The sequence below is a fragment of the Rhizobium sullae genome, from assembly GCF_900169785.1.
Taxonomy (GTDB): domain Bacteria; phylum Pseudomonadota; class Alphaproteobacteria; order Rhizobiales; family Rhizobiaceae; genus Rhizobium; species Rhizobium sullae.
The window spans coordinates 173,642-194,091 of the sequence record NZ_FWER01000017.1; the positions used below are offsets into that span (position 1 = coordinate 173,642).

The 20,450-nt window shown below is 58.8% G+C and carries 22 protein-coding genes and 1 pseudogene; 9 read left to right on the forward strand and 14 right to left on the reverse strand.

What is annotated here, in order from left to right; translation table 11 throughout:
• Positions 1-310 precede the first annotated feature (310 nt).
• Together BN1800_RS17580 and BN1800_RS17585 are read left to right on the forward strand one after the other, a co-directional pair.
• Positions 311-553, forward strand: a complete 243-nt coding sequence (locus BN1800_RS17580) for a glycine zipper 2TM domain-containing protein (RefSeq protein ID WP_086999850.1) — start codon at positions 311-313, stop codon at positions 551-553.
• A gap of 17 nt (positions 554-570) precedes the next feature.
• Positions 571-924, forward strand: a complete 354-nt coding sequence (locus BN1800_RS17585) for an EF-hand domain-containing protein (RefSeq protein WP_086999852.1) — start codon at positions 571-573, stop codon at positions 922-924.
• Between the two features lie 132 nt (positions 925-1,056).
• On the opposite strand, the gene tnpC is transcribed toward BN1800_RS17585, so the two are convergent.
• From tnpC to BN1800_RS17610, 5 genes are all read right to left on the reverse strand, one after another.
• Positions 1,057-2,589 carry an IS66 family transposase gene (gene tnpC, locus BN1800_RS17590; RefSeq protein WP_086999739.1) on the reverse strand — a complete coding sequence of 511 codons (1,533 nt, stop codon included), beginning with the start codon at positions 2,587-2,589 and terminating at the stop codon, positions 1,057-1,059.
• Positions 2,590-2,662: 73 nt separating this feature from the next.
• On the reverse strand, positions 2,663-3,019 hold the full coding sequence (gene tnpB, locus BN1800_RS17595) for an IS66 family insertion sequence element accessory protein TnpB (RefSeq protein ID WP_086999741.1): 357 nt from the start codon (positions 3,017-3,019) through the stop codon (positions 2,663-2,665).
• Positions 3,016-3,465 carry an IS66-like element accessory protein TnpA gene (gene tnpA, locus BN1800_RS17600; protein ID WP_086999742.1) on the reverse strand — a complete coding sequence of 150 codons (450 nt, stop codon included), beginning with the start codon at positions 3,463-3,465 and terminating at the stop codon, positions 3,016-3,018. Before tnpA ends, tnpB begins: the two co-directional genes overlap by 4 nt.
• A gap of 298 nt (positions 3,466-3,763) precedes the next feature.
• Entirely contained in the window at positions 3,764-4,042 is a 279-nt protein-coding gene (locus BN1800_RS17605) for a hypothetical protein (protein ID WP_244564541.1), read from the reverse strand.
• 79 nt (positions 4,043-4,121) lie between these two features.
• Entirely contained in the window at positions 4,122-4,355 is a 234-nt protein-coding gene (locus BN1800_RS17610) for a BrnA antitoxin family protein (RefSeq protein WP_086999857.1), read from the reverse strand.
• A gap of 479 nt (positions 4,356-4,834) precedes the next feature.
• On the opposite strand from BN1800_RS17610, the gene BN1800_RS41430 reads away from it, so the two are divergent.
• From BN1800_RS41430 to BN1800_RS17620, 3 genes are all read left to right on the forward strand, one after another.
• On the forward strand, positions 4,835-4,987 hold the full coding sequence (locus tag BN1800_RS41430) for a hypothetical protein (protein ID WP_179213813.1): 153 nt from the start codon (positions 4,835-4,837) through the stop codon (positions 4,985-4,987).
• A 37-nt stretch (positions 4,988-5,024) separates the two neighbouring features.
• The gene (gene rpsU, locus BN1800_RS17615) at positions 5,025-5,261 is read left to right on the forward strand and encodes a 30S ribosomal protein S21 (RefSeq protein WP_086999744.1); all 237 of its coding nucleotides are present in this window, start codon (positions 5,025-5,027) and stop codon (positions 5,259-5,261) included.
• Between the two features lie 61 nt (positions 5,262-5,322).
• Entirely contained in the window at positions 5,323-5,517 is a 195-nt protein-coding gene (locus tag BN1800_RS17620) for a hypothetical protein (RefSeq protein WP_027511162.1), read from the forward strand.
• A gap of 98 nt (positions 5,518-5,615) precedes the next feature.
• Here BN1800_RS17620 and BN1800_RS17625 read toward each other — a convergent pair whose 3' ends face one another.
• Positions 5,616-5,897, reverse strand: coding sequence for a hypothetical protein (locus tag BN1800_RS17625; protein WP_086999746.1), 282 nt, complete (start codon positions 5,895-5,897; stop codon positions 5,616-5,618).
• 220 nt (positions 5,898-6,117) lie between these two features.
• Here BN1800_RS17625 and BN1800_RS17630 point away from each other — a divergent pair, with 220 nt between their 5' ends.
• The 4 genes and pseudogenes from BN1800_RS17630 to BN1800_RS17640 all read left to right on the forward strand — a co-directional run bounded on the left by BN1800_RS17630 (position 6,118) and on the right by BN1800_RS17640 (position 9,770).
• Positions 6,118-7,395 (forward strand): glycosyltransferase family 4 protein, encoded by a 1,278-nt coding sequence (locus tag BN1800_RS17630; RefSeq protein WP_244564542.1) that lies wholly within the window; start codon positions 6,118-6,120, stop codon positions 7,393-7,395.
• An 8-nt stretch (positions 7,396-7,403) separates the two neighbouring features.
• Positions 7,404-8,459, forward strand: a complete 1,056-nt coding sequence (locus BN1800_RS17635; protein ID WP_244564543.1) for an NAD-dependent epimerase/dehydratase family protein — start codon at positions 7,404-7,406, stop codon at positions 8,457-8,459.
• Positions 8,389-8,600: pseudogene (locus tag BN1800_RS42460) on the forward strand (ion transporter); the annotation flags it as partial. The gene BN1800_RS17635 and the pseudogene BN1800_RS42460, both read left to right, overlap by 71 nt.
• Before the next feature lie 36 nt (positions 8,601-8,636).
• On the forward strand, positions 8,637-9,770 hold the full coding sequence (locus BN1800_RS17640) for a glycoside hydrolase family 18 protein (protein ID WP_051336635.1): 1,134 nt from the start codon (positions 8,637-8,639) through the stop codon (positions 9,768-9,770).
• Positions 9,771-9,866: 96 nt separating this feature from the next.
• On the opposite strand, the gene BN1800_RS17645 is transcribed toward BN1800_RS17640, so the two are convergent.
• From BN1800_RS17645 to BN1800_RS17685, 8 genes are all read right to left on the reverse strand, one after another.
• Entirely contained in the window at positions 9,867-11,402 is a 1,536-nt protein-coding gene (locus BN1800_RS17645) for an oligosaccharide flippase family protein (RefSeq protein ID WP_086999748.1), read from the reverse strand.
• The gene (locus BN1800_RS17650; protein ID WP_179213814.1) at positions 11,399-12,697 is read right to left on the reverse strand and encodes a polysaccharide biosynthesis/export family protein; all 1,299 of its coding nucleotides are present in this window, start codon (positions 12,695-12,697) and stop codon (positions 11,399-11,401) included. Before BN1800_RS17650 ends, BN1800_RS17645 begins: the two co-directional genes overlap by 4 nt.
• Before the next feature lie 125 nt (positions 12,698-12,822).
• Positions 12,823-14,436 (reverse strand): tyrosine-protein kinase domain-containing protein, encoded by a 1,614-nt coding sequence (locus BN1800_RS17655; protein WP_179213815.1) that lies wholly within the window; start codon positions 14,434-14,436, stop codon positions 12,823-12,825.
• A 4-nt stretch (positions 14,437-14,440) separates the two neighbouring features.
• On the reverse strand, positions 14,441-15,580 hold the full coding sequence (locus BN1800_RS17660; RefSeq protein WP_086999755.1) for a glycosyltransferase family 4 protein: 1,140 nt from the start codon (positions 15,578-15,580) through the stop codon (positions 14,441-14,443).
• A 12-nt stretch (positions 15,581-15,592) separates the two neighbouring features.
• A complete protein-coding gene (locus BN1800_RS17665; protein WP_051336636.1) occupies positions 15,593-16,363 on the reverse strand; it encodes a WecB/TagA/CpsF family glycosyltransferase in 771 nt (256 codons plus the stop codon).
• Complete coding sequence (locus BN1800_RS17670) at positions 16,360-17,520, reverse strand: hypothetical protein (protein ID WP_086999757.1); 1,161 nt, start codon at positions 17,518-17,520, stop codon at positions 16,360-16,362. Before BN1800_RS17670 ends, BN1800_RS17665 begins: the two co-directional genes overlap by 4 nt.
• A gap of 45 nt (positions 17,521-17,565) precedes the next feature.
• On the reverse strand, positions 17,566-18,714 hold the full coding sequence (gene wecB / locus BN1800_RS17675) for a non-hydrolyzing UDP-N-acetylglucosamine 2-epimerase (protein WP_280173957.1): 1,149 nt from the start codon (positions 18,712-18,714) through the stop codon (positions 17,566-17,568).
• A 709-nt stretch (positions 18,715-19,423) separates the two neighbouring features.
• Complete coding sequence (locus tag BN1800_RS17685) at positions 19,424-20,344, reverse strand: YdcF family protein (RefSeq protein WP_086999763.1); 921 nt, start codon at positions 20,342-20,344, stop codon at positions 19,424-19,426.
• Positions 20,345-20,450 lie beyond the last annotated feature (106 nt).

Sequence of the window (20,450 nt, forward strand, 5' to 3'; positions counted from 1 at the left end):
AAAAACAGGGCGCCGCCGTTTGTGCTGGTGTCCGGCGTTGAACCCTGCGGTCTGATCTCGCTTCCGTAGGCATCAGCGCTCGGGGACGCGCCAAATGTTGTTTTTAATCATGCGCAGTGATAGTATTCGCCAGCGGTGCCGCACTTTTTCAGCGCGGGCTGCGTGATTTGTCTGTGAGTTGCTTCTGATCAAGCAGAAGAATCTCTCGCGCTTGAGGGACATACTCAGAAGCATATTTTCGTCCGACGCCAACTCAATGGCGCCTCCGCCGGTCTATCTTGAACGTGAACGGAAATACTTGGAGGAAAAAATGACCAAGTGCACGATAAGTCTTACTCTCTTAGGCTGCCTTGCGTTGTCTGGCTGCCAGTCTGCTGCAACGTCGCAAGGAGGACGCGGTAGCGAGTTCGGCTGCATCGCCGGTACGGTCGGCGGCGCGGTCGTCGGCGGTCTGCTCGGCGCGACCATTGGCTCGGGAACCGGGCAATTGTGGGCTGTTGGCGGCGGAGCCACGCTGGGCGCTGCGGGCGGCAGTGCCTTGACCTGCTATTGATGCGAAGGGCCGGGATGATGAAAAGAGTAGTCCTACTGACAGGATCCGTTTTTTTCACCGCCATTGCGGCGGTGGCGCAGAACCAGCCGACGGCCCTGAACCAGGGTCAAATGGATCGGCTGGATCGCGACAGGAACGGAGCGGTCGACCGATCCGAATATCAGGCCTTCATGACGACGGCTTTCGTGAGCCTCGACAAGAACAAGGACGGAAGCCTGAACTCCGACGAAGTTGCCCGAGTTCTGAATGTCCAGCAATTCGCCGCCATCGACGTCAACGGCGACGGCAAGGCCAGCCAGAACGAGTTCCTGAATAGGGTGATGGCGGACTTCAAGACCGCCGACCGCGGCGGTGACGGACGCCTGCAGTAGTGCAAGACGCAGCAGCGATCCGAGCCGCCTTGGCGGCGCGCTTCCGCTCGTCTCTTCTCTACTTGTTGGCGATGCCAGGTCAGTTCGTCCCGCTGAAGTGCCGGCAGGCTTCCCTCAGGGTAAGCAATGTTCTCAGGCCACGGTTACGGCGTCGCGCTTTGGCGCATAGGCCCACGGCAATAGGTCATCGATCTCGCTGTTCGGATGGCCGTTGACGATTCTGCTGAGGACGTCGGCCAGGTAGGCGAGTGGCTCGACGTCATTGAGCTTGGCGGTTTCGATCAGCGAAGCAATCGTCGCCCAGTGTTCTGCCCCGGCGTCCGAACCTGCAAAGAGGGCGTTCTTGCGATTGAGAGCAATTGGGCGGATCGACCGCTCAACGGTGTTGGAGTCGATCTCGATGCGACCATCATCGATGAACCGCGTCAATCCCTCCCAGCGTGAGAGCGTATATCGGATCGCTTCGGCGAGTTTGGTCTTCTGGCTGATGAGGCCGAGCTGTTCGGTGAGCCAGGGTGCAAGGCTGTCGATGATCGGGCGGCTCTTATTTTGTCGGAATGCTCGACGCTCGTCCTGCGACATTCCGCGTATTTCGTCTTCGTTTCTGTAAAGTTCGGCGATGCGTTTGAGTGCCTCGGTGGCGATGGGTGCGGGACCGGCTGCAGCCAGCTCGTAAAATCGGCGACGGACATGTGACCAGCAGAAGGCCAGCGACACTGCATTCTTGGCGGCAAGCGGGCGATAGCCGCTGTAACCGTCCACTTGTAGGACACCGACGAAGCCGTCGAGATGGGTCATCGGGCGTTCGCCTTTGCGATCCGGCGCATAGACATATGCGACACCAGGCGGATCGACCCCCTGCCACGGTCGATCATCCCGCGCATAGGCCCAAAGCTGCCCGGTCTTGGTTCGCCCGCGCCCCGGATCGAGCACCGGAGCGGTGGTCTCGTCGGCAAAGAGCTTCGATGACGTCTTCAGAACGTCGAGCAGCCGTTGATGAACGGGCCGCAGATGCCAGGCCGCGCGGCCGACCCAGTCGGCAAGTGTCGAGCGGTCGAGGTCAATGCCCTGGCGCTTGTAGATTTGTGCCTGCCGATAGAGCGGCAGGTGGTCGGCATATTTGGAGACCAGAATCTGAGCGACGGTTGCCTCGGTCGGAATGCCACCTTCGATCAGCCGCGCGGGAGCGGCGGCTTGGACGACGACGCCCTCGCAGCCTCGGCAGGCATACTTCGGGCGGCGAACAACCAGCACACGGAACTGGGCGGGAATGATATCGAGCTTCTCGCTGACGTCTTCGCCGATCCGGTGCAAATCATTCCGGCAGCATGGGCAGGCGTGATCATCGACATCGACGATCATCTCGATGCGTGGCAGGTGGGCTGGAAGCGAGCCTCGGTTCGTCCGCCGTTTGGCGACCCGCGATTGGCGCAGGGCGGCTGATGTCTCTTCCTTCGCTTCCAGACCATCCGCCTCGACCTGTTCGGCTTCTTCGAGCCCAAGGAGAAGCTGGTCCTCGGGAAGCGCTTCAGCGCGGCGACCAAATCGATGACGCTGCAATTCCTTGATGATCTGACGGAGGCGGGCATTCTCTGCCTCGCGCGAAAGCACCATCGCTTTCAGCGCGTTCAGGTCATCCGGAAGCTCGTCCGCCGTTATCATCATGGGGCAAGAACAGCATATTTTGCCTCCCAAAACGAGAGGTCGGATGGGGGCTGATTCAATTGGTCGCGGCCCGTCATCCGGCCTTTGCCGGCGTGCGCGTTTCGCTCGGCGCATGCACGCGTTTCCAGTCCAGCCCCTCGAACAAGGCCGAGAACTGGGCGGATGTCAGATGCATTGCGCCGTTCTGCATTCGGGGCCAATGGAACTCACCATCTTCCAGCCGCTTGGCGACCAGGCATACGCCGCTGCCGTCCCAGAAGATCAGCTTGATGCGGTCTGTGCGCTTGGCTCGGAACACATAGATTGTCCCGGAGAACGGGTCGGCTCCCATCTCTGCTTTCACAAGCGCAGTCAGCCCCTCTGCACCTTTGCGGAAGTCAACAGGCTTGGTAGCGATCATGACCTTTACCGCGCCGGATGGGCCAATCACCGTTGCACCCTCAATGCCTGAATGACGGCGGCAATTGTCGCTGCATCAGCGCCGGATGCTATCCGCACCGTCGCCCCGTCTATCTCCAGCACAATCGCCGCATCACCGGTGGCCATCCTCGGAGCACTCGATCCCTGCATCTTGCTCGCCCCTGCGTTCTTCGGCGGCACGACAACTGCAGGCGCGAACATCGGCAATTTGTCGAGCTCCGGCAATGTATCGAGCGTTTTGCGGGCAAGTCGACGCCAAGTGAACAACTGTTGCGACGTCAGGCCATGAAGTCGCGCAACCGCGGAAACCGTCACTCCTGGCTCATAGCTTTCCGCGACAATCTGAGCCTTTTGCTCGTCGCTCCAGTCACGCCGACGGCCACTGCCGGTAAAGACTTCGAACCGGCGCACAGGCTCATCGTCCTTGGATTTAAGCGTAAGCTCTGAAATCGACATATGTCCAAGCCCTCTTTCCAGGCCCTAACATCGTCAATCACACGCTGATCCGAAAGGTGGGGTCAAAACGCCGCTTACCCCTCAGGCGACCCTCACATAGCTTATTATGGTGGTCTCCTGAGGCTCAAGCATGTGGCAATGGGGCCGTCTAGTTGCCCGGATTGTCGGCGACGAAGGCGATGCAGGCGCTGGCGTTCGGGAACAGCATCGCCTCGCGCGCATCGATATGGCTCAGCGTGGACGTTCAGCGTCGCGTGAACTGCGGCTTGGCACCACCCCAATATGGCGAGATATAGGTTCATGAGCCGAGACACTCTTTGCAGATCGTCTCGACAAGCTGCTGCAGGTCCTTCACGCGCGCGACGAGCCATTGCAACTCCTCATCGCTGATTGCGTATTTCGACGAGCATCGCGCCTCGACATAAGTTCGCGACAACAGTTCGAAGCAGCGGCGGCCAAAGCGTGTGTCGCGTGGCCAGGTGGCGACCAGCCGCCCTCGGCACGTTCGGCTCGCCAGCGCAGCACCTTGGTACGGTGCGACTTCGGGGTCAAGTCGGCCGCATGAAAGTGCGGTCATTCGCTCTTGAGCAATTCACGTCCGACCAGGACGTGCCGGCAAAGATGCCTGGCAGCGACAGATTGTTAGGCGGCGCGGATCAAACCGGCTGGTTCATTGCGTCCCGCAGGGTATCGTTGATGCGATCCTGCCAACCCGGACCATCTGCCTGGAAATATGCCAGAACGTCACTATCGATCTTGATCGAAACCTGTTCTTTTGTGTTCGGGATCGCGGGCCGCTCGATTGCTGGCGCTGCTACCTTCTTGGCCGGCTTGAAAAGCGCTTCTGCCGCGTCAAGAGGATTGACGGATCGACGAGGTGGGCGGTTCATGTTCATCTCCATTGTTCGGACGAGGGGTATATCCTCCGCCGGTCTTCCGGTCTTCGTTGGTCGGGTTGCCGGTCGCACTCTCGTTCTCACCCGGTGATCTGTCTCGTTTGCCTCGAAGCAGGTGACATATCAAGCGGTTTGACCTTCGCCACTTGAAAGCGCCCCTCAAGCGCCACATTTGTCGTCCACTACCCCTATTAATGGAGCCTTGTTATTGGGGTTGAAAGGCCGCTCTCCGAAAAGATCAAGTGCGCTTTCAAATTTCGCGGCTATCGCCAATGCCGTGCTGCAATTGCAATTGCCCTATTGAATACCCATATTTTTGAAGTGTTCCCAATTTCAACCAAAAGCTTTGGTTTCGTCTGGCGTCTTTTTCAGCCGTGCGCGAGTTGGCGACCGCCTGCCCTCCGGGTATCCCGTGACGGGCAACCCCGCAACAACTGATGATGCCTACCCATTGGGTCGGCAAAGGAAATCTATTGGACAATACACATACCGCCGCCGCGCCCGTGGTGGTGAAGCTGCGTGAGCGTGGTGAGACCGTAGTGCGGCCCGACAAGAGCTGGAAGCCGTATCCCTGCCTCCTCACACGCCGTGAACTGCAGGAATTGATCGCCGATCAGCTCGGCTGAGCAGCAACGCCTCCAATAAAAGAACAAGGAGAACAGAATGCAGGTACTCGTCAGAGACAATAGTGTCGACCAGGCCCTAAGGGTTCTGAAGAAGAAAATGCAGCGCGAAGGTCTGTTTCGGGAAATGAAGGAGCGGCGCGCCTATGAGAAGCCATCCGAGCGCCGCGTTCGTGAAAAGGCGCAGGCCATCAGCCGCCATCGAAAGGCCGCTCGCAAGCAGCTTCAGCGTGAAGGATTGATCGCGGGGCCAAAGCGCACGGCCCCCGCTCGATAGCCCTGAATGCCGCCGGTACGCCGCGCGTGGCCGATCGGATTCCTACGAAAAGGATGGACGAATGGAAGAGCTAGACAGCATAACGATTTCCGAAGAGCGCCTCGAGGATTGCCGTGACGTCATAGAGCCGGAGTTGCAGGATCTGATTCAGAGCGCGCTTAAATCAGGCTTCTCGCGTGAAGAGATCCTGATCGCCGTTAGCGAACTGGTCGCCGAAGACTTCGCGACGGTGATGAAAACTCCCAGCGTCCATTGAGGCTATCGGAGGGGTCAATTCCTCGCCTCGCTTGACAGGCGACGACCGGCCGAGCTTTTCGATCCCTTCCGTCTACCACTCTCTGTAAGGGGATGACATTACAGGCACCGGTCAAGATCCAGCCAGTCTGGGAGGGTTGCTTTAACCCATGTAACCTCCTGCGCTTTCACGGCGCACTGTAGGAGCCGGCAAAGGATGACCCTGAGAACCTTGCCGGGCGCCTTCTTTCCGGACAGCCTGGTGGCACGGAACAGCTCGACCTCGAAAAACAGGATCTGCAGAACACGGGCAAGCTCTCGGCGCTTCTTGTCGGCAGATTGGTCGAGATGGTCTGTCGGGGTCACTGCCGCGTCAAAGCCTTCGGTGGGAATCGTATCCATCGTAGCGGCTCGTCGGTTGTTGCGCATATAAACTCATTACGCGCACATTTCTGGACTGCAACCAGTTTTAGCTGGACAGAAAGAGCGCCAAACGAAGGGAGGTCGAGCCAGCGGGCTGTTCTAAAATTGGAGTTCCGCTGGCGGATTCGTGTCCCCGAGCTAATGCAAAAGGCTGAATTGCAATCAGGTGCGATCGGTCGCCTCATTGAGATGGGGAATCTTGAACTTCATCGCCAAGGCGGGTCTGCTTACGGTCCGCTTCCGCGGCTTTGTGGCGGTTTCAGACATGCGCCTGATTGTTGTGAATGACGTTTCCGTTGTCCGGGGTGGTGCCACGAAAGTAGCGATCCAGTGTCTGCAGGCCTGTGTCCGGGCCGTCGTCGATTGCACTTTCTTCGTTGGCGATGACGGGGCCGGCCTGAAGGAGTACGGACTGCACATCCCCACTGTCGCGCTTGGCGAGAAGCCGCTTCGAGATGGGCCAGACATCACCAATATCTTCGACCGTCACTTTAACAAGAGGGCCTATGAGGCGCTGTCGAAGCTGCTGTGGGAATCGTCTGAGGAAACGGTCGTCCATGTGCACGGCTGGAATCAGATCCTCTCGCCATCCATCTTCCATGCGTTGGCACAGAGCCGGGCGCGGGTGATCATCACGGCCCACGACTTTTTTCTGAACTGCCCGAATGGCGGCCGGCTCAACTACAAGAGCGGCGAAATCTGCCCCGTAAAACCGATGTCATTCGAGTGCCTGGCAACCAACTGCGATAAGCGCAACTATCTGCACAAGCTCTGGCGCTTCCGGCGTATGCTCGGGCAGATCGGCGTGGGCAACGCCTTCTGGGAGCGCATCGAGGTGATCCTCGTGCATGAGAAAATGGAGGCCTATCTGACCCCGGGGCCAATCGGGAACTTCCAGACCTTGCGCACACCCACCGAGCCTCTTACGTGGCGGCCAACCGAACCTTGGCGGCGCGAGCGCATCATGTTCCTCGGCCGCATGACCTGGGAAAAGGGCGTGCGTACGCTGGGCGAAGCGCTACGCATGACCGGCGAGCCGGCAACCCTGATCGGCCGCGGGCCGCTTCTCGAAGAAATGCAGGTGACGCTTCCCCATTGCTGGGTACCCGGCTGGCTCGATGATGCAACCGTCTCCGAGCTTGCCGACCAGGCACGAATATTCGTGATGCCGTCTCGGATGCCCGAGCCTTACGGGCTGGTGGCCGCCGAGGCGATCATGAGCGGAATCCCGGTAATCATAAGCAGCAATGCCCTCATTGCTGAGGAGATTGAGGAAAACGGCGCAGGGCTCGTGTTCAAAAGCGGCGATGCCGCCTCACTGGCGGAAGCGCTATTGAAGGTCAAAAACGACGGGCTTGTGCAAAAGCTTGCCGAAGGCGCCCGCGCCTTCGCCGACAAGATTGCGCCCAGCCGCCCAGAATGGGAACGCCGGATGATCGCGATCTATGCAGGGAAGACTGCATTTCTCGCTGCTTAGGAGGGATCATGACCCGTGCACTCGTGACTGACGGATGCGGCTTTGTCGGCCGGCCACTCCGCGACCGGCTTTTGGCCGAGGGCTTCGATGTGGTCTGCGTCGATTTGATGAAACCGGGAACAGGTGCAAGGCCACCTGTTTCAAGCCAGCGCTTGCATCGGCAGTTCACCTTGAATCAGCAGGACTGTCGGGCTTTCTTTGAAAGCTCCATAGTGCACTTCACCTATATGTTTCACCTCACGGCGCGCTTCGGCGGGCGCATGACGCTCGAGAACCAGAGGCCGCTTGTTGCCGAAGATCTCGCCGTCGACGCAGCGCTCTGGCGATGGGCAGGCGAACGCAGCCCCGGAATCGTCGTCTATTTCAGCTCCAGCGCGGCCCATCGCGTGTCACTTCAAACTGAGGCGACGCAGACGAGGTTCTCCGAAGACGTGATTTCTTTCGAGCGCCCGATCGGCGTGCCCGACCTCGGTTACGGCTGGACCAAGCTCACCGGCGAATATCTGATGAAGGTCTACGTCGAGCGCTATGGCGGCCGGGCCGTTGCTACCGGCCGTTCAGCGGTACGGCGAGGACCAGGACCTGGCTTATCCCTTCCCGGCCATCTGCAGCAGACTTCTCAAGGAGCGCGGCGCGCCGGAAGTCTCCGTCTGGGGGTAGCGGACACCAATGCCGCGACTTCATTAACATTTCCGATTGCGTCGATTTCATCGCGGAAACGATCGACGCATTGCGCATCTTCGCGAGCCCCAACCTCTCGATGGGCAAGGCAACCGCTTTCATTGCGCTTGCCGAGCTTGTCAGGTGCGAGCTCGGCTGGACACCGCAGGTGCGAGGAACGGAAAGCCGTCCCGAGGGGGGTATCCTTCCGCTGCGGCGACGTCACGCTTCAAAAGGCGTTCAGGCTCACGCCGAAGATCAGCCTGCAGGACGGCGTGCGGCGTTCGCTGGAGTATCATTACCGGAGGTGCGATATCGATTACTACCAGTACCATCTATTTCAAGGTCGCGGCCATGGCGATAACCGGCTTCGGCGAAATCGTTCTTCCGGGCACGGTGGGTAAGCTGATGTCGGTCGTGACGGGATGATCGCAGGCATTTCTCTTTTCGTGCGGCTTGCCTAGATCGTCGTCCGTCCCGACAAAAATCACTTTTCCGCGTATGCAAGCGGGCTGCAGCGCCACGAGACCGACGTCATCGACTGCAGCTGGTTGCCCGCTTTCAACATGGAGTTCTTCTGCATGCTCAGCCGGCTAACCAGTCTCTTCGCCGCTGCTCCGCTTGTTGCGTTGCAAGCCCTCAGCAATCCCGCCGTCGCTCAAGAGCGGTGGTTGGCTGGTTTTTATCCGGGCTGGGAATATGAATTTTATCCACCAGAACTCATTGATTTTTCGTCCCTCACTCACGTGGTGATGTTCTCAGTGGTTCCGGAAAATGACGGATCGCTTGATACAAGTTTCTTCATGGACTCGATGACTGGTCCTCGGATCGCGCAGGAGGTTGCTATGCGGGCGCGCGCAGCGGGTCGAAAGGCGCTCCTCGCAGTTGGCGGGGGCGGACTGGTCGACCGAATGCGCCAAGCCTCAAACGACGCCAACAGGCAACGCTTCGTGGCCAATCTCGTGGATTTGGTGAGGCGGTGGAATTACGACGGTCTCGACATCGATTGGGAACCTATAGAGCCAACGGACCAGGCAAATCTGGCGGCCTTGGCCAAGGCGCTTCGCGACCAGATGCCCGACAAATTATTAACGATCGACCTGAGCTGGAAGAATTCGAATTCTTCCATTGAAAATCAGGAAGCTCGATTCTTGATGCAAATCGAGCCAATCTTCGATCGGCTGAACGTGATGACGTACGATATGGCTGATAACTGGGAGGATTGGCTGTCGTGGCACAATTCTCCGCTTTACGGTGACTCCAACAGCACTCCTGCTTCGGTCGCCAGCAGCATCAAGGCTTATATTGGAGTGGGCATCCCCGCCGGGAAGCTTGGTCTTGGCGTGGCATTCTACGGGAGCTGCTGGAACGCGCCGGTTTCGGCTCCGCGGCAGGCTGCTGGAACCGCCCAAGTGATCGCCGGCGATCAAGACATGAGCTATAGGAATATCATGACGTACTATTACGACCCTAGCTACGCCGAGTACGACACAACCGCTCAGGCGCCGTATCTGTCTCCATCGAAGGAGATCGGCCCGTTCGGATGTACGTTCGTTTCATACGAGGACGAGCGTTCTATCGCGGCCAAGGGGGAATTCGCCCGGCAGAATGGCCTGGGTGGGGCAATCATCTGGTCTCTGGGTGAGGGATACATGCCGACGGCGACAAACCCGAGCGGCCTTCTGCAGGCCGCTCGTAAGGCGATTCTCGATTGAGCTGAAGGACAATCGCGGTGCTGGCGGTTCCCCACTTGCGAGGAGTGAGACCGGTTGAGAAGACCGGGCGAAGCGCTCGGGGGTGCTTCGATCGCCTCAACAGGTTCTCAACCATTTCGGCAGGACGCGCCAGCGCGGCGGCAGCGCTTGCAGAGTGCTGGCGACAAGCCCGGGAAAGAACACGGCGACGATCCCGATGTACAGTGCAAGCGATGTCGCGAACGAGGTCACGCTGAACCAGTCGGAGACGAGCGCGCGCCGAAACAGAAAGAGCACTGCAAGCGACACTTCCACCATGGCCACAAGGGCGATCGCCTCGCGGATCAGCTGTGCGTCGACGCGAGCGGATCGGGCAAGAGAGCGCGACCAAAGCATGCCGGCCCCCAGGCATATAGAGAGCACGAAGCCGAAGGATGCCAGCGCGACATCCCACAATGCCCCGATTGCAACCAAGGCTATGCCCGCCAGCAACTGGACCGCAGAACACTGGAGCAGCGTTCCGGCTTGCTGGGTGGCGATCATGAAGGAAGGCACGGAAGCTACGAGGGCCAGGACGGGCAAGGCCAGCGCGAAAATCATCATGATGTCGGCCACCTGGATCCAAGCAGACCCCAACGCAATCCCGACGATCTGGGCTGAGAAAATGGAAAATCCGAACGCCGGGACGCAGAACAGCACGAGGCTTGCAAGCGAGATATTCAGTATAAAGCTCTCGAGCTTTTGGGGGTCGCCGGACATTCGGGCGAATATCGGAAGGAGGCCTGCCGAAATCGGATAGAACAGCACGCTCGTCACCAGATCGAGGAGCGCCTTCGCGGAGCGGAACATGCCCGCAGCAGCCGGTCCTGCAAGGAGCCCTAGCGTGACTTCCGGCAGGCGTTGGCCTGCCGCATCGAGCACGAGCCGACCCATCAGCTTGGCGACGCTTGAGGAAGCGCTCTGCCAGTCCGACTTGGAAAAGCGGGATCTCGGAAAGGCCGGCAGGGCGGCCAAGCACACGAGGGACCCCGTCGCCGCCGCGAGAATGGTCTGCGCAATGATGCTCCAGGCTCCGCCGCCGAAATAGGCAAGGGCGATCGACAGCGCACCTCCCGTGAGGATCGCCAAGGGACGCCGGATCGCCAGCACCGAAAAGGCGAATTTTCTAGCAAGCAGCCCTTCTGAGACCAGTCCGATCCCGGTCAGTGCTGGAGCGAGCGCCGAAGCCCGCATCAGATCGTCGATCAAGGGATCGCCGACGGCGGATGATAGGATCGGTGCGGCTGCGACGATGAGCATCGCCATCAGCAGGCTGCTACCGATCGCGCAGACAAAACACGCGCTCAGATAACCCGGCCCAGCATCCTCCCGCTGTATTACGGTCTGCGTGACCCCCTGCAATGCATGGTTCGCAATCAGCGCTGGAGCAACGGCCATGGCTGCCATGCCCAAGTCGGTCGGGCCGAGCAGTCTCGCCGTAATCAAGAAGACGCTGGCTTGAGTGGCCCGCTCAGCGCAGATTTGCACCAAAGACCACGCAGCACCCCGTATAGCGGTGGCGCGCATCTTATTGCTTGCAAGTTCTTGCGTGGCCGTTGATGCCTGCAGGTTTTGGATTTCGACGCCGGACTCGTTTCGGTTTTCGGGGCTCATTGGTAACCCGTTACCGCCGGGGCGCCGCTGAGGGTCCGGTCCGAAAGCGAGCCTGTCGTGTGGCGTGAGACCTTGATCACGTCTCCCGGTCTGACCGGGCTCGTTTCGGCCGTTACCTCCTCGACCAACTGTCCATCTCGCTCCCTGAGGATCGAATATGTAATCTCGATCTCTTCGTCGCGACCTGCAGCAGGCGCTCCGTCTATCTGCAATTGCTGGATCAAGTCCTCGGCGGTGCCAAGCTTGCCTGTCACGCTCTCGAGTTCGCCGTCCACGCCGTTGAGCTCGACAAGTAACTCACTGCCGTCCGCGTCCTGCAGTCGCCTTATTGAGGCCTCAGTGCTCGCGACGCGCTCGCTAACCTTGAGCATTTCGGTCTGCACCTCTTTGCGCTTGCTGTCGACGGCCAAGGCGGTCCGCTCAAGCGCATATACACGTGCCGAAGGAACCAAGCCCTGGGATTCGAGCTTCCGCACCTGGACAAGTTCGCGGTCTACGCTGCTGCTCTGCGCGTTCTGGGTCTCGATCTGGTTCTGCAAAGTACTCATCTGCCCGCGGAGCAGTGAAAGCTGCTCGTTATAGTTACCTAACTCGCGAGCGCGTGTCTTGCGCCGCTGATCAAAAACGAGCTGCTCTCGCGTAATCACATCTTGGACATTCGGCTCGCTTGCGCGCAGTCTCAGTCTCGCGGGAAATTCGATTTTATCTTTGCCTCCGACTGTCGCTTCCAGCCGGGCACGTCGAGCCTCAAGCCTGTTCCTTTGCGCCCTCAAGACGTTCAGTTCGCCATTGGCCTGAACCATATCGCGTTCGAAACGGGTTTCTCCTAACGCCGGGGCCCTTGCCATGCCACCTGCCACACTGAGCGCATGGATCACTCTCATGCCTGGCCTGAAGGGGTACTCTCCCGGTTTCTCGACCGCACCGATGATGTAGAATGGACGATGTTGCACTATTTCGACGGCAGTGACGGGAGGATTGACCAGCCGCACCTTCGCTTGAAACTGCGATGCGATCGAGGTCGCGAATTTGGAAGCGCTCATCCCGGCCGCCTTGATGTTGCCAAGCAGCGGTATCGCAACGTCGCCTGCCGCATCCACCGTGAATTCGCCATTCAACCGAGGTCGGATCTCGCCGCTCGCCGAAGAGATTTCCGTCACGCTGATCCTGAGTTTATCCTGGGAGCCTAGCATATATTCATCCGATGCTTTGCCGGCTGTTGCTCCCGCCGAGAACAGGAGCACCAGCGCCAGTGCGCCATTTTGCGCCGCGCCTGGCACGTTAAGACGAGCCATGATCACACTCCCTCCACCGCTTCTGCCGGACCGCCTGCCCGCGCTAGCTCTTGGAAAATGCTGAGCTTGCCAGCGTTTGAACCAGAGCCCAGGCCACGTCGTGCGCACAAATACACTCTTTTCCATCATTCCATCAGCGTCATCTTCCGCCGGGCAACCTTGTTCAGCACGACTCCGAGTACCTTCAGCCGCTGCGGCTCGAGCATCTTCAATGCTAGGCCGAGAGCAGACTTGTCAGTCTTGTTCCACTCCGCCAATATCACGAGATGATCCAAGAAACTGACCATCGCCAGGGCATCTCCGCATCTGGCCAATGCCGGCATGTCCACGCAAATCCAGTCGAAATCCTTACGATGAGTTGCGATTATGCGGCCGACCCAATCCGGTCGGTTCATGAGCTTCTCGTCCACAGCTGGCCCGAGCAGAGGAGCGAATTTCAGGGCAATGCCGGGAAGGCACCGGACTTCGGAGCTCTCGGCGTCAGCGTCCGACCCGTCTGACGACAAGTACGTCAGTGGGGCAAGCGTCTGGGTAAGCTGCCGGGTCTGAAAATCGGCATCGATGAGCAGGACCTTGTCACCCGCGCGAGCGAGAAGCTGAGCGAAATTGGCGATCAGCGTCGAACGACCTTCGGATCCACACGCAGACACAACGCCGACGACGATGGCCCGGTGGCCGCTGGCTGCGACCACCAACTGGGACCTGAGTAGGCGAAGCGCCTCGCAAAACAGGGAGGTCGGGAAGTCCGCCGCATAAGACAGTGCGGAAGACGATAAGGGCTTCCTGTAGGACCTTCGCAACCATCGAGGCAAGAGCCGCGAGAACGGATTGGGCCTCAACGCGCGCACCGATGGAACGAGTCCCAAGCATCGGATGGAAAGTTCGTCCTCGAGATCGCTCCTTTCCCCGACCGTACGCTTCATCACGACACGGGCGGCGGCGGTGCAGATTCCGAACCCCAATCCGGCAAAGAGGCCGAGCACCAGCAGCACCGGCGTCCTAACGCCGGTGCGCTCCACAAGCGGACTTGCCGGCGTCAAGATGCGGGCCAGGGGCGCGCTCTCCCGCTCGGTAGCCTCCATCCTGAATTTCCACTGATGATCCGCATAGGTTCTCGCAATGGCATTCGCGACGAGCGCTGACTTCTCAGAGCTGCTTGCTGTGACTTCGATTTCGGCGACGTACGATCGCGCGGCCCGGCTGGCCCGCATCGCTGACCAAAGTTGTCTGGCGGCGATCTGCCGAAGTTCGTCATCAGGTCTCGCCTCCGCGCTTAACGTCGCGTCCTGCGTCGGCATCCGTGCCTCGAAGATCATTCGTTCAAGGCTCGACCGCCAAGCAGCCAACTTGGAGGAGAGGCCGGATTTGACGGAAACGAATTCGGGATCTTTATGAAGTGCGAGCTCATCAACCACCTCAAGGAGCACGTCATTCGACTCGATAATCTTGATCTGTGTATCGATATAGGCGGAGTCCGCAGAGTCGCTGGGGACCTGCCCGTCAGACACCGGTAAGCGGTAATCGAGAATAATGACCGCCCGCGCCCGATACGTCGGCTCGGCACGCATGGCGTAGGTTCCCGTCAGTGACATACCTATGACGGCCCAAAGTGCGAGCCAAAGCCAGTTGGCCGATAAGAACGACAGAATAGGACCAAGGAGGAGCGGGCGCGGACCATCATCTGAGGTCAATGCCGAGACCTTCGACCAACGTGCTGCTTGGTGATGTTCATAACGCATAAACTTACCCATGATACAGATGAGGACGGCCGTTACTTCTTTCGTTCGCTATTTCCTCTGAAACTATCGTGCTCAAGATCTTTGCCCCATTGTCGATCGTATAGGGGGCGATGCTGGCTTCGCCCTTTTCGCGGAGGAATGCTATTTCGGCCTGGGACAGGGAAAGAAGCCTTCTCAGGCAGTCTTCTATGTCGCGAACTCGGGGCTCGAAGACGAGACGCGGATCGATCGATCGGGCTAATTCTGCGCTGCCGCACGCTGTGCTGACCGCACATAGGCATCCGCGTTGCAGGGCCTCGTTGACGACCAGTCCCCACGGGTCTGCCAATGACGGAAGGACCATCACGTCGATCGAGCGATAGAATTCCTCCCGCAGCTCACCGTCTACGTATCCCCACCATCGAATTCGTTCTGCCGTTCCGACGGACATCTGAGCCATTCCGGCCATGTGAAGCGACACGTCGGCTTCTCCCAGTGCCGCGAATGCCTCGATGAGGGCCGTCACGTTCTTTCGATTTGAGCCCGCTCCGATATAGCCGAACGATCTGATCGGGCCGCTCCGCCGAACCAAGGGGCCGCTGGCGTCGGGCACAACACAGATCATTCGCTTGGTGGGGATCTCGGTCGGCAAGCTGCGCAGGTATGCCTTGGTCATGTCGGAAAAAACGATCGCTGTGTCGCAAATTGCACACAATATCTTTGAACAAATTCGCTGATAGAGTTGTTTGACGCGTGGCTTGAAATGATCTGGAATGTGCTTTTCCCAAAGCAATAAACGCTTTCCTTCCAATTTTAGAACGAAGGCCCAAAAGAGCATGCAGAGGTTCGTTGGATTGTTGTCCAATAGGACGACGGTCTGCGGTTCCGGTCGAAGCCAGAAGAAAACAAGTGGACCGACGGCAAAACTGGGACACCTGACGACTGTGTACGTGGTCTTATGACAGGCGCCGCCCCATCTTCGCCCCTCGTCCTCCGGGCTCTGCAGATAAAAAACTATCAGGTCCGTGCCTGAACGCGCCATTTGCTCAAAGATGGCGTGCTGGTGTGGCGAATAGTAGTTCTGCACAAAGGCAATCGTCCCACTCGCCTTATCCGGCTGTTTGCTTGCTGCCCTCTTGAAGAGGACGTTCTGAGCGTCCGTCATGGTACACCTCTGCTAATGGTGGGTTGCCCGCCTAGCGAGGTCACTCGCCAGGATGGCGATGAAACGGGAATTGGTTGTAAGATTGCGCTTCCACAGCTTCCGCGGTTCCAAGCAAAGCCGCCAGGCCCATTCGAGCCCGGCATTCTGTAAGAGGACCGGGGCCCGGGGCAGAAACCCGGCGGCGACATCGAACGCTCCGCCCACGCCCAAGACAGCCGGGATCTGCAAGGCGGAGCGCTGTTGCTCACACCAGATCTCCTTAAACGGCGCGGGCATTGCCACCAAGAGCAGATCTGCGCCGCTGTTGTTGATCTCTGTTGTGATGTCAGCGTACTCGTTCTTCGAGAAGAAGCCGTTTCGCGCGCCGGCAATTCGTATGCCTGGATATCTCGACGCGACGACTTCCATGAACCGTTGCAGTCGCTGCTGGGTCGTCCCGAGCAAATACACGCTCAACCCTTCGGTCGACCCTCTCTCTAATAGTGCTTCCATTAGATCGATACCGGTCACTCGTTCGGGAACCGGGGTGCCGAGCAACCTACTGGCCCACACCAGGGGCATTCCATCGGTCACGACGAGATCTGCCTTCCCGACAGCCGCCGAAAGCGTCGAATCGGTCCGCATCGTCACAAGAAGAGAAACATTGGCAGTGATTATGATGTGTGTTTGCCGAACAGGTTCGGCCCGCCAATGCAAGACGAGACTTACAACATCGTCAGCAGGTATGGCGTGGAAACGGGTATTCAGAAATTCCACAACTGGAATTTTGTCAAAGCTGTTCATACAATGTGCCTCCCCCTGTTCCCGGCCTGATCGAGGCTGGCTGCATAGAGGCACCATCCCCACTCATAGGGCCGTATCTCGTGATTGATGCATAGTGCCATTGAAGGGGCTGCGCTTCCGCGGTGACGTCCGGCCAGCGCGAGCAGTTTGTTGCCCAAGGATGCGATCGGGGGCTCGCTCCGTTCGATATTCCTCCAGATTGCAGTCGCCTCCTCGTCGATGAGGCTGACACCCAGCTCGTTTTCGAGAACCCAGCGTTGGCTACGTTCGATTGCTTGCGAGTAATCCCCTCCACCCGCCGCCCGCAGGATCATCAAAGCCATCGGCGCCATTGCATGCTGATGAACCGAATAGACGGGATAGCCCTCCGCAACCCTTCCCGAGGACACGTCGTAGTGCCACCACCACTGGCCCTGGCTGCCTTGTAGCTCGGTCAGCCGCCCGGCTATCCGTTCCGCCAACCGAAGGGCTCGCTCGTCGTAGAGCACGATCGCGGCAAAGGCCAAGGCCTGGACGGCGTAAATTTGGTCGGCGAAGTTCGCAAGCTGTCGACGTAGTCGATGTCGGAGCGGGGCTGCGGCACTGGCGTGGCTGACCAAACGAGCGTTCTCGTCATAGCGTGACCACAATACCGAAACAGCCGAACGAGCCAGATCGAACATGCGGGCGTTGCGCCCCCGCCCCAGTTCATGGAGCAGGCCGCTGGCAAGCCACGCGACCTCCATCGTGGTCAGCCGGTCGGCCCATTCCCGCCGGTCATTCAATGACACGCCGATACGATCGAGGAGGTCTCCCAAGGCAAGGCCGTCGAGGACTGCGTTCGCCCAGATGGCAAGGCCGGTTGCACCAAGCGCTCGCTCTCGGCCCATACGGTCGAGGGCCGCAGATAACGCCTTCTGGGATGGTAGTCCAATCTGACTGGGAGCGATGCCGGCTCTGTCGAGACCTATCAGGCAGATGAGCGTGCTCGTAATATTCTCTGTCCCTCGGGTGGGCTGACCGGATTTGCGGTCCCTGATCTGTAGGTCGAAGAGGCCTGTCTCAGGATTGGCGGCCGCTCGCAAGCCGGAGGCGCAAAGCGGCAACAGACGTGCATATGCGTCAGGAACGGCGGGTGAGAATTTCGGGCCTGTTTCGAAATTTATAATAGTTGGCATCGGAGCCCCTCCAATCGTCCCGTGGTGTGTCTGACGCCCATAAAGTCAGCAGATAATCGCCTGCACCTTCGTCGTACCTGCAACCCTTTCGCGCAGCTTCTCAAGCATTCGAGCGCTGGCCAAGCCATCGCCGTAGGGGCTTTTGTGAATGGTCATCGTGGGAAGGCTGCTGGTGCTCAGTGCGCCGATAGCCTCCTCCACAATCCGGGTCCGGTCGGTGCCGATCAGCTTGGCAACCCCTGCTTCGATGCCCTCTGGACGCTCGGTATGCTGCCGGGTGATCAGCACTGGCACACCCAGCGAGGGAGCCTCCTCTTGAATGCCGCCCGAGTCGGTAATGATGAGATGAGCCCTAGCCATCAGATAGACGAAGGAGACATAGTCGACGGGCGCTATCAGATGTATTCGTTCAAGCAACTCCGGATGTGCGCACCCGAGAATGGCGTTGACAGGCTCCTGCACGTTTGGATTCAGATGAACTGGATACAGTATCTCGACATCCGACAATTCCCCAACCAAGTCGACGAGCGCTTCACACGTCCTGCGGATAGGGTTGCCAAAGCTTTCGCGGCGATGCCCTGTGACCAAAACTAGGCGTCTGTGCGGCTTCAAAAATGAGAATCGATCGTCCAGCTGTTCTCGCAATACACTGTTCGACTTTATAAGATTGATCACCCACACCAACGCATCGATGACGCTGTTCCCGGTCACGAATACCGAATTCTCTGGATGGCCTTCCTGCAGCAAGTTGCCGCTGGCCCAAGAGGTGGGCGCGAAATGGAGGTCCGCTATGGTGCTGATGAAGCGACGGTTGGCTTCTTCAGGATAAGGAGAGTACTTGTCGGATGTGCGAAGCCCGGCTTCCACGTGCGCAATTGAGACCTTTTCGTAAAATGCGGCCAAGCTCGACGCGAACGCCGTTGTCGTATCGCCTTGGACGATAACCCACTCCGGTCGCGCCTCCCGGATTACATTCGCGACCTCTACAACAATTCGTGACGTAACCTCGGCAAGGCTCTGCGCGGGTTTCATCAAGTTCAGATCGTAGTCAGGCTTGATGCCGAATACATCGAGCACCTGGTCCAACATGAAGCGGTGCTGTCCGGTTACGCAGACCCGAATATCGAATGCCGGATCAGCAGCTGCCGCCTTGACAAGAGGAGCAAGTTTTATTGCTTCTGGCCTGGTGCCCAAGACAGCTAATATCGTTGCTCCTGAGGAATTCATTGGCTAAAGACCGCCCATCTATAAATAGTGCAATAGAAATAATGTACGATGGCTATAATAAAACAAGAGATCAAAAGGGGTATAACTCGTTGGTATTAGCTAATAAGTCTGGCCAATGACAAACAACTTGCTTGGAAAAGTGCAAGATTTGATCTGGATATGAGAGTTTTTACGATCATGAGTTGTTCGAATGGCGGAGCCTGTGGAAGGATCACATGGCCCGTGCGGTCAGATCTGGGGCGATGGGCGTCTCCAGACGACCGGGTTCACGATCAACTGCGGATCCCAACCAGCTCACGGAAAGGGCAACGGCATTGCGATGATTCCGTTAGCAGGTCCTCCTCGCGGGCGATGCGGCAGCTGAAGTCGTGGATGATACGGCCCAGATAAATTTCGGATACCTGCTGCGCAGGGCGTGCGCATTGCGCGTCTGACGTCTGATCAGCGCCACTTGCCGAGGCGCTGCACGGTTTGGTGCAGTGACGCCCGTCTTTGTCGCAAGCTTCGCTTGCTGCTTCCTGGCCGACGGTGAGCTTCGCTTCGACCGGGAACGTCACGGTTTTTGCTGGAGGGCGGTGTCCGCCCTCACTTGGCGCGTATCCTGCGGCTTCATCGCCGCGGTCTTAACCGCAATTCTGACGCCTTGCTGCATGGAAGCTTGCGTTTGCCGATGGAACTACCTGTCGGGCGAAGGAAAGAGCTCGGTTCTCATTGCGAGGTGGTAAGCCACCAGTCCGATCCATTCATGAGCAGCCAGATCGGCGAGGTACAAACCCATAGAGACGGAACGTGTCGGGCGTCCCACATCGGAGGGCCGAGCCCGATAGCCTACGGGGTATGGGATGACCGGAAAATCGGCCGCGCGAAAGCAGGCGACGGCCCTCGGCATGTGAAAGGCAGATGTGACGAGCAGCCACGACTCCCCCGGCTTGGGACTTGCAACAGCCTTGCTCTCGACCGCATTCTCGCAGGTGTTTCGCGAGCGCCCTTCAAGTTCGATCCGTTTTTCCGGAACACCGATTTCGACAAGAAGGTCGCGCGCGACTGCCGCCTCCGACTTCTCCTCGGCAGACAGTAAATTTGCCGTCCCGCCTGAAAGGAGAATTCTCGCATTGGGGTAGAGCAGGCTGAGCGCGGCCGTCTTGGTGAGCCGCTCGCCTGCATCGGTCAAGGTGATGGTCTGGCGTTCGGTCGAGATATCAGTGTCAATTTCCCCGCCGAGGACAACAATACCCGTCACATTGTCCTGGATGGCAGGTTGCGGGAACCGGTCCTCCAGTACGAGAAGTCCTGCACTTCCAACGGGGAACCACCCGACGATCAGCAAAAGTACGGTTGACACGATGAGGAGAATGCGCGCTGCTCTGAACCGACGCATAGCAAGGGCCACGATCCCTACGAATGCCATCAATCCAATCAGATTCGACAGTACTAGAAATGCTGCCAAAAGCTTCGAAAGAACGAAGAACACTTGCGGCTCCTGAGATCGCTCTGAATATACGTGGAGCAAACCATACACTGCATTTGGAAAGAAGAAGAACCATCCAACGTAGTCCTTTTTGGTCAGCTGACGGGCGGCGAGTTCGACGGCGCACACGGCGCTCGAGGATCGGCGTTGCCTCGAGATGCCCCTTCACCTGCCCGCTTGCCGTTGGCGCTGCTGGCGCCGGCGGCACAATCACGTGAGGAGGGCAGGGGGCTCG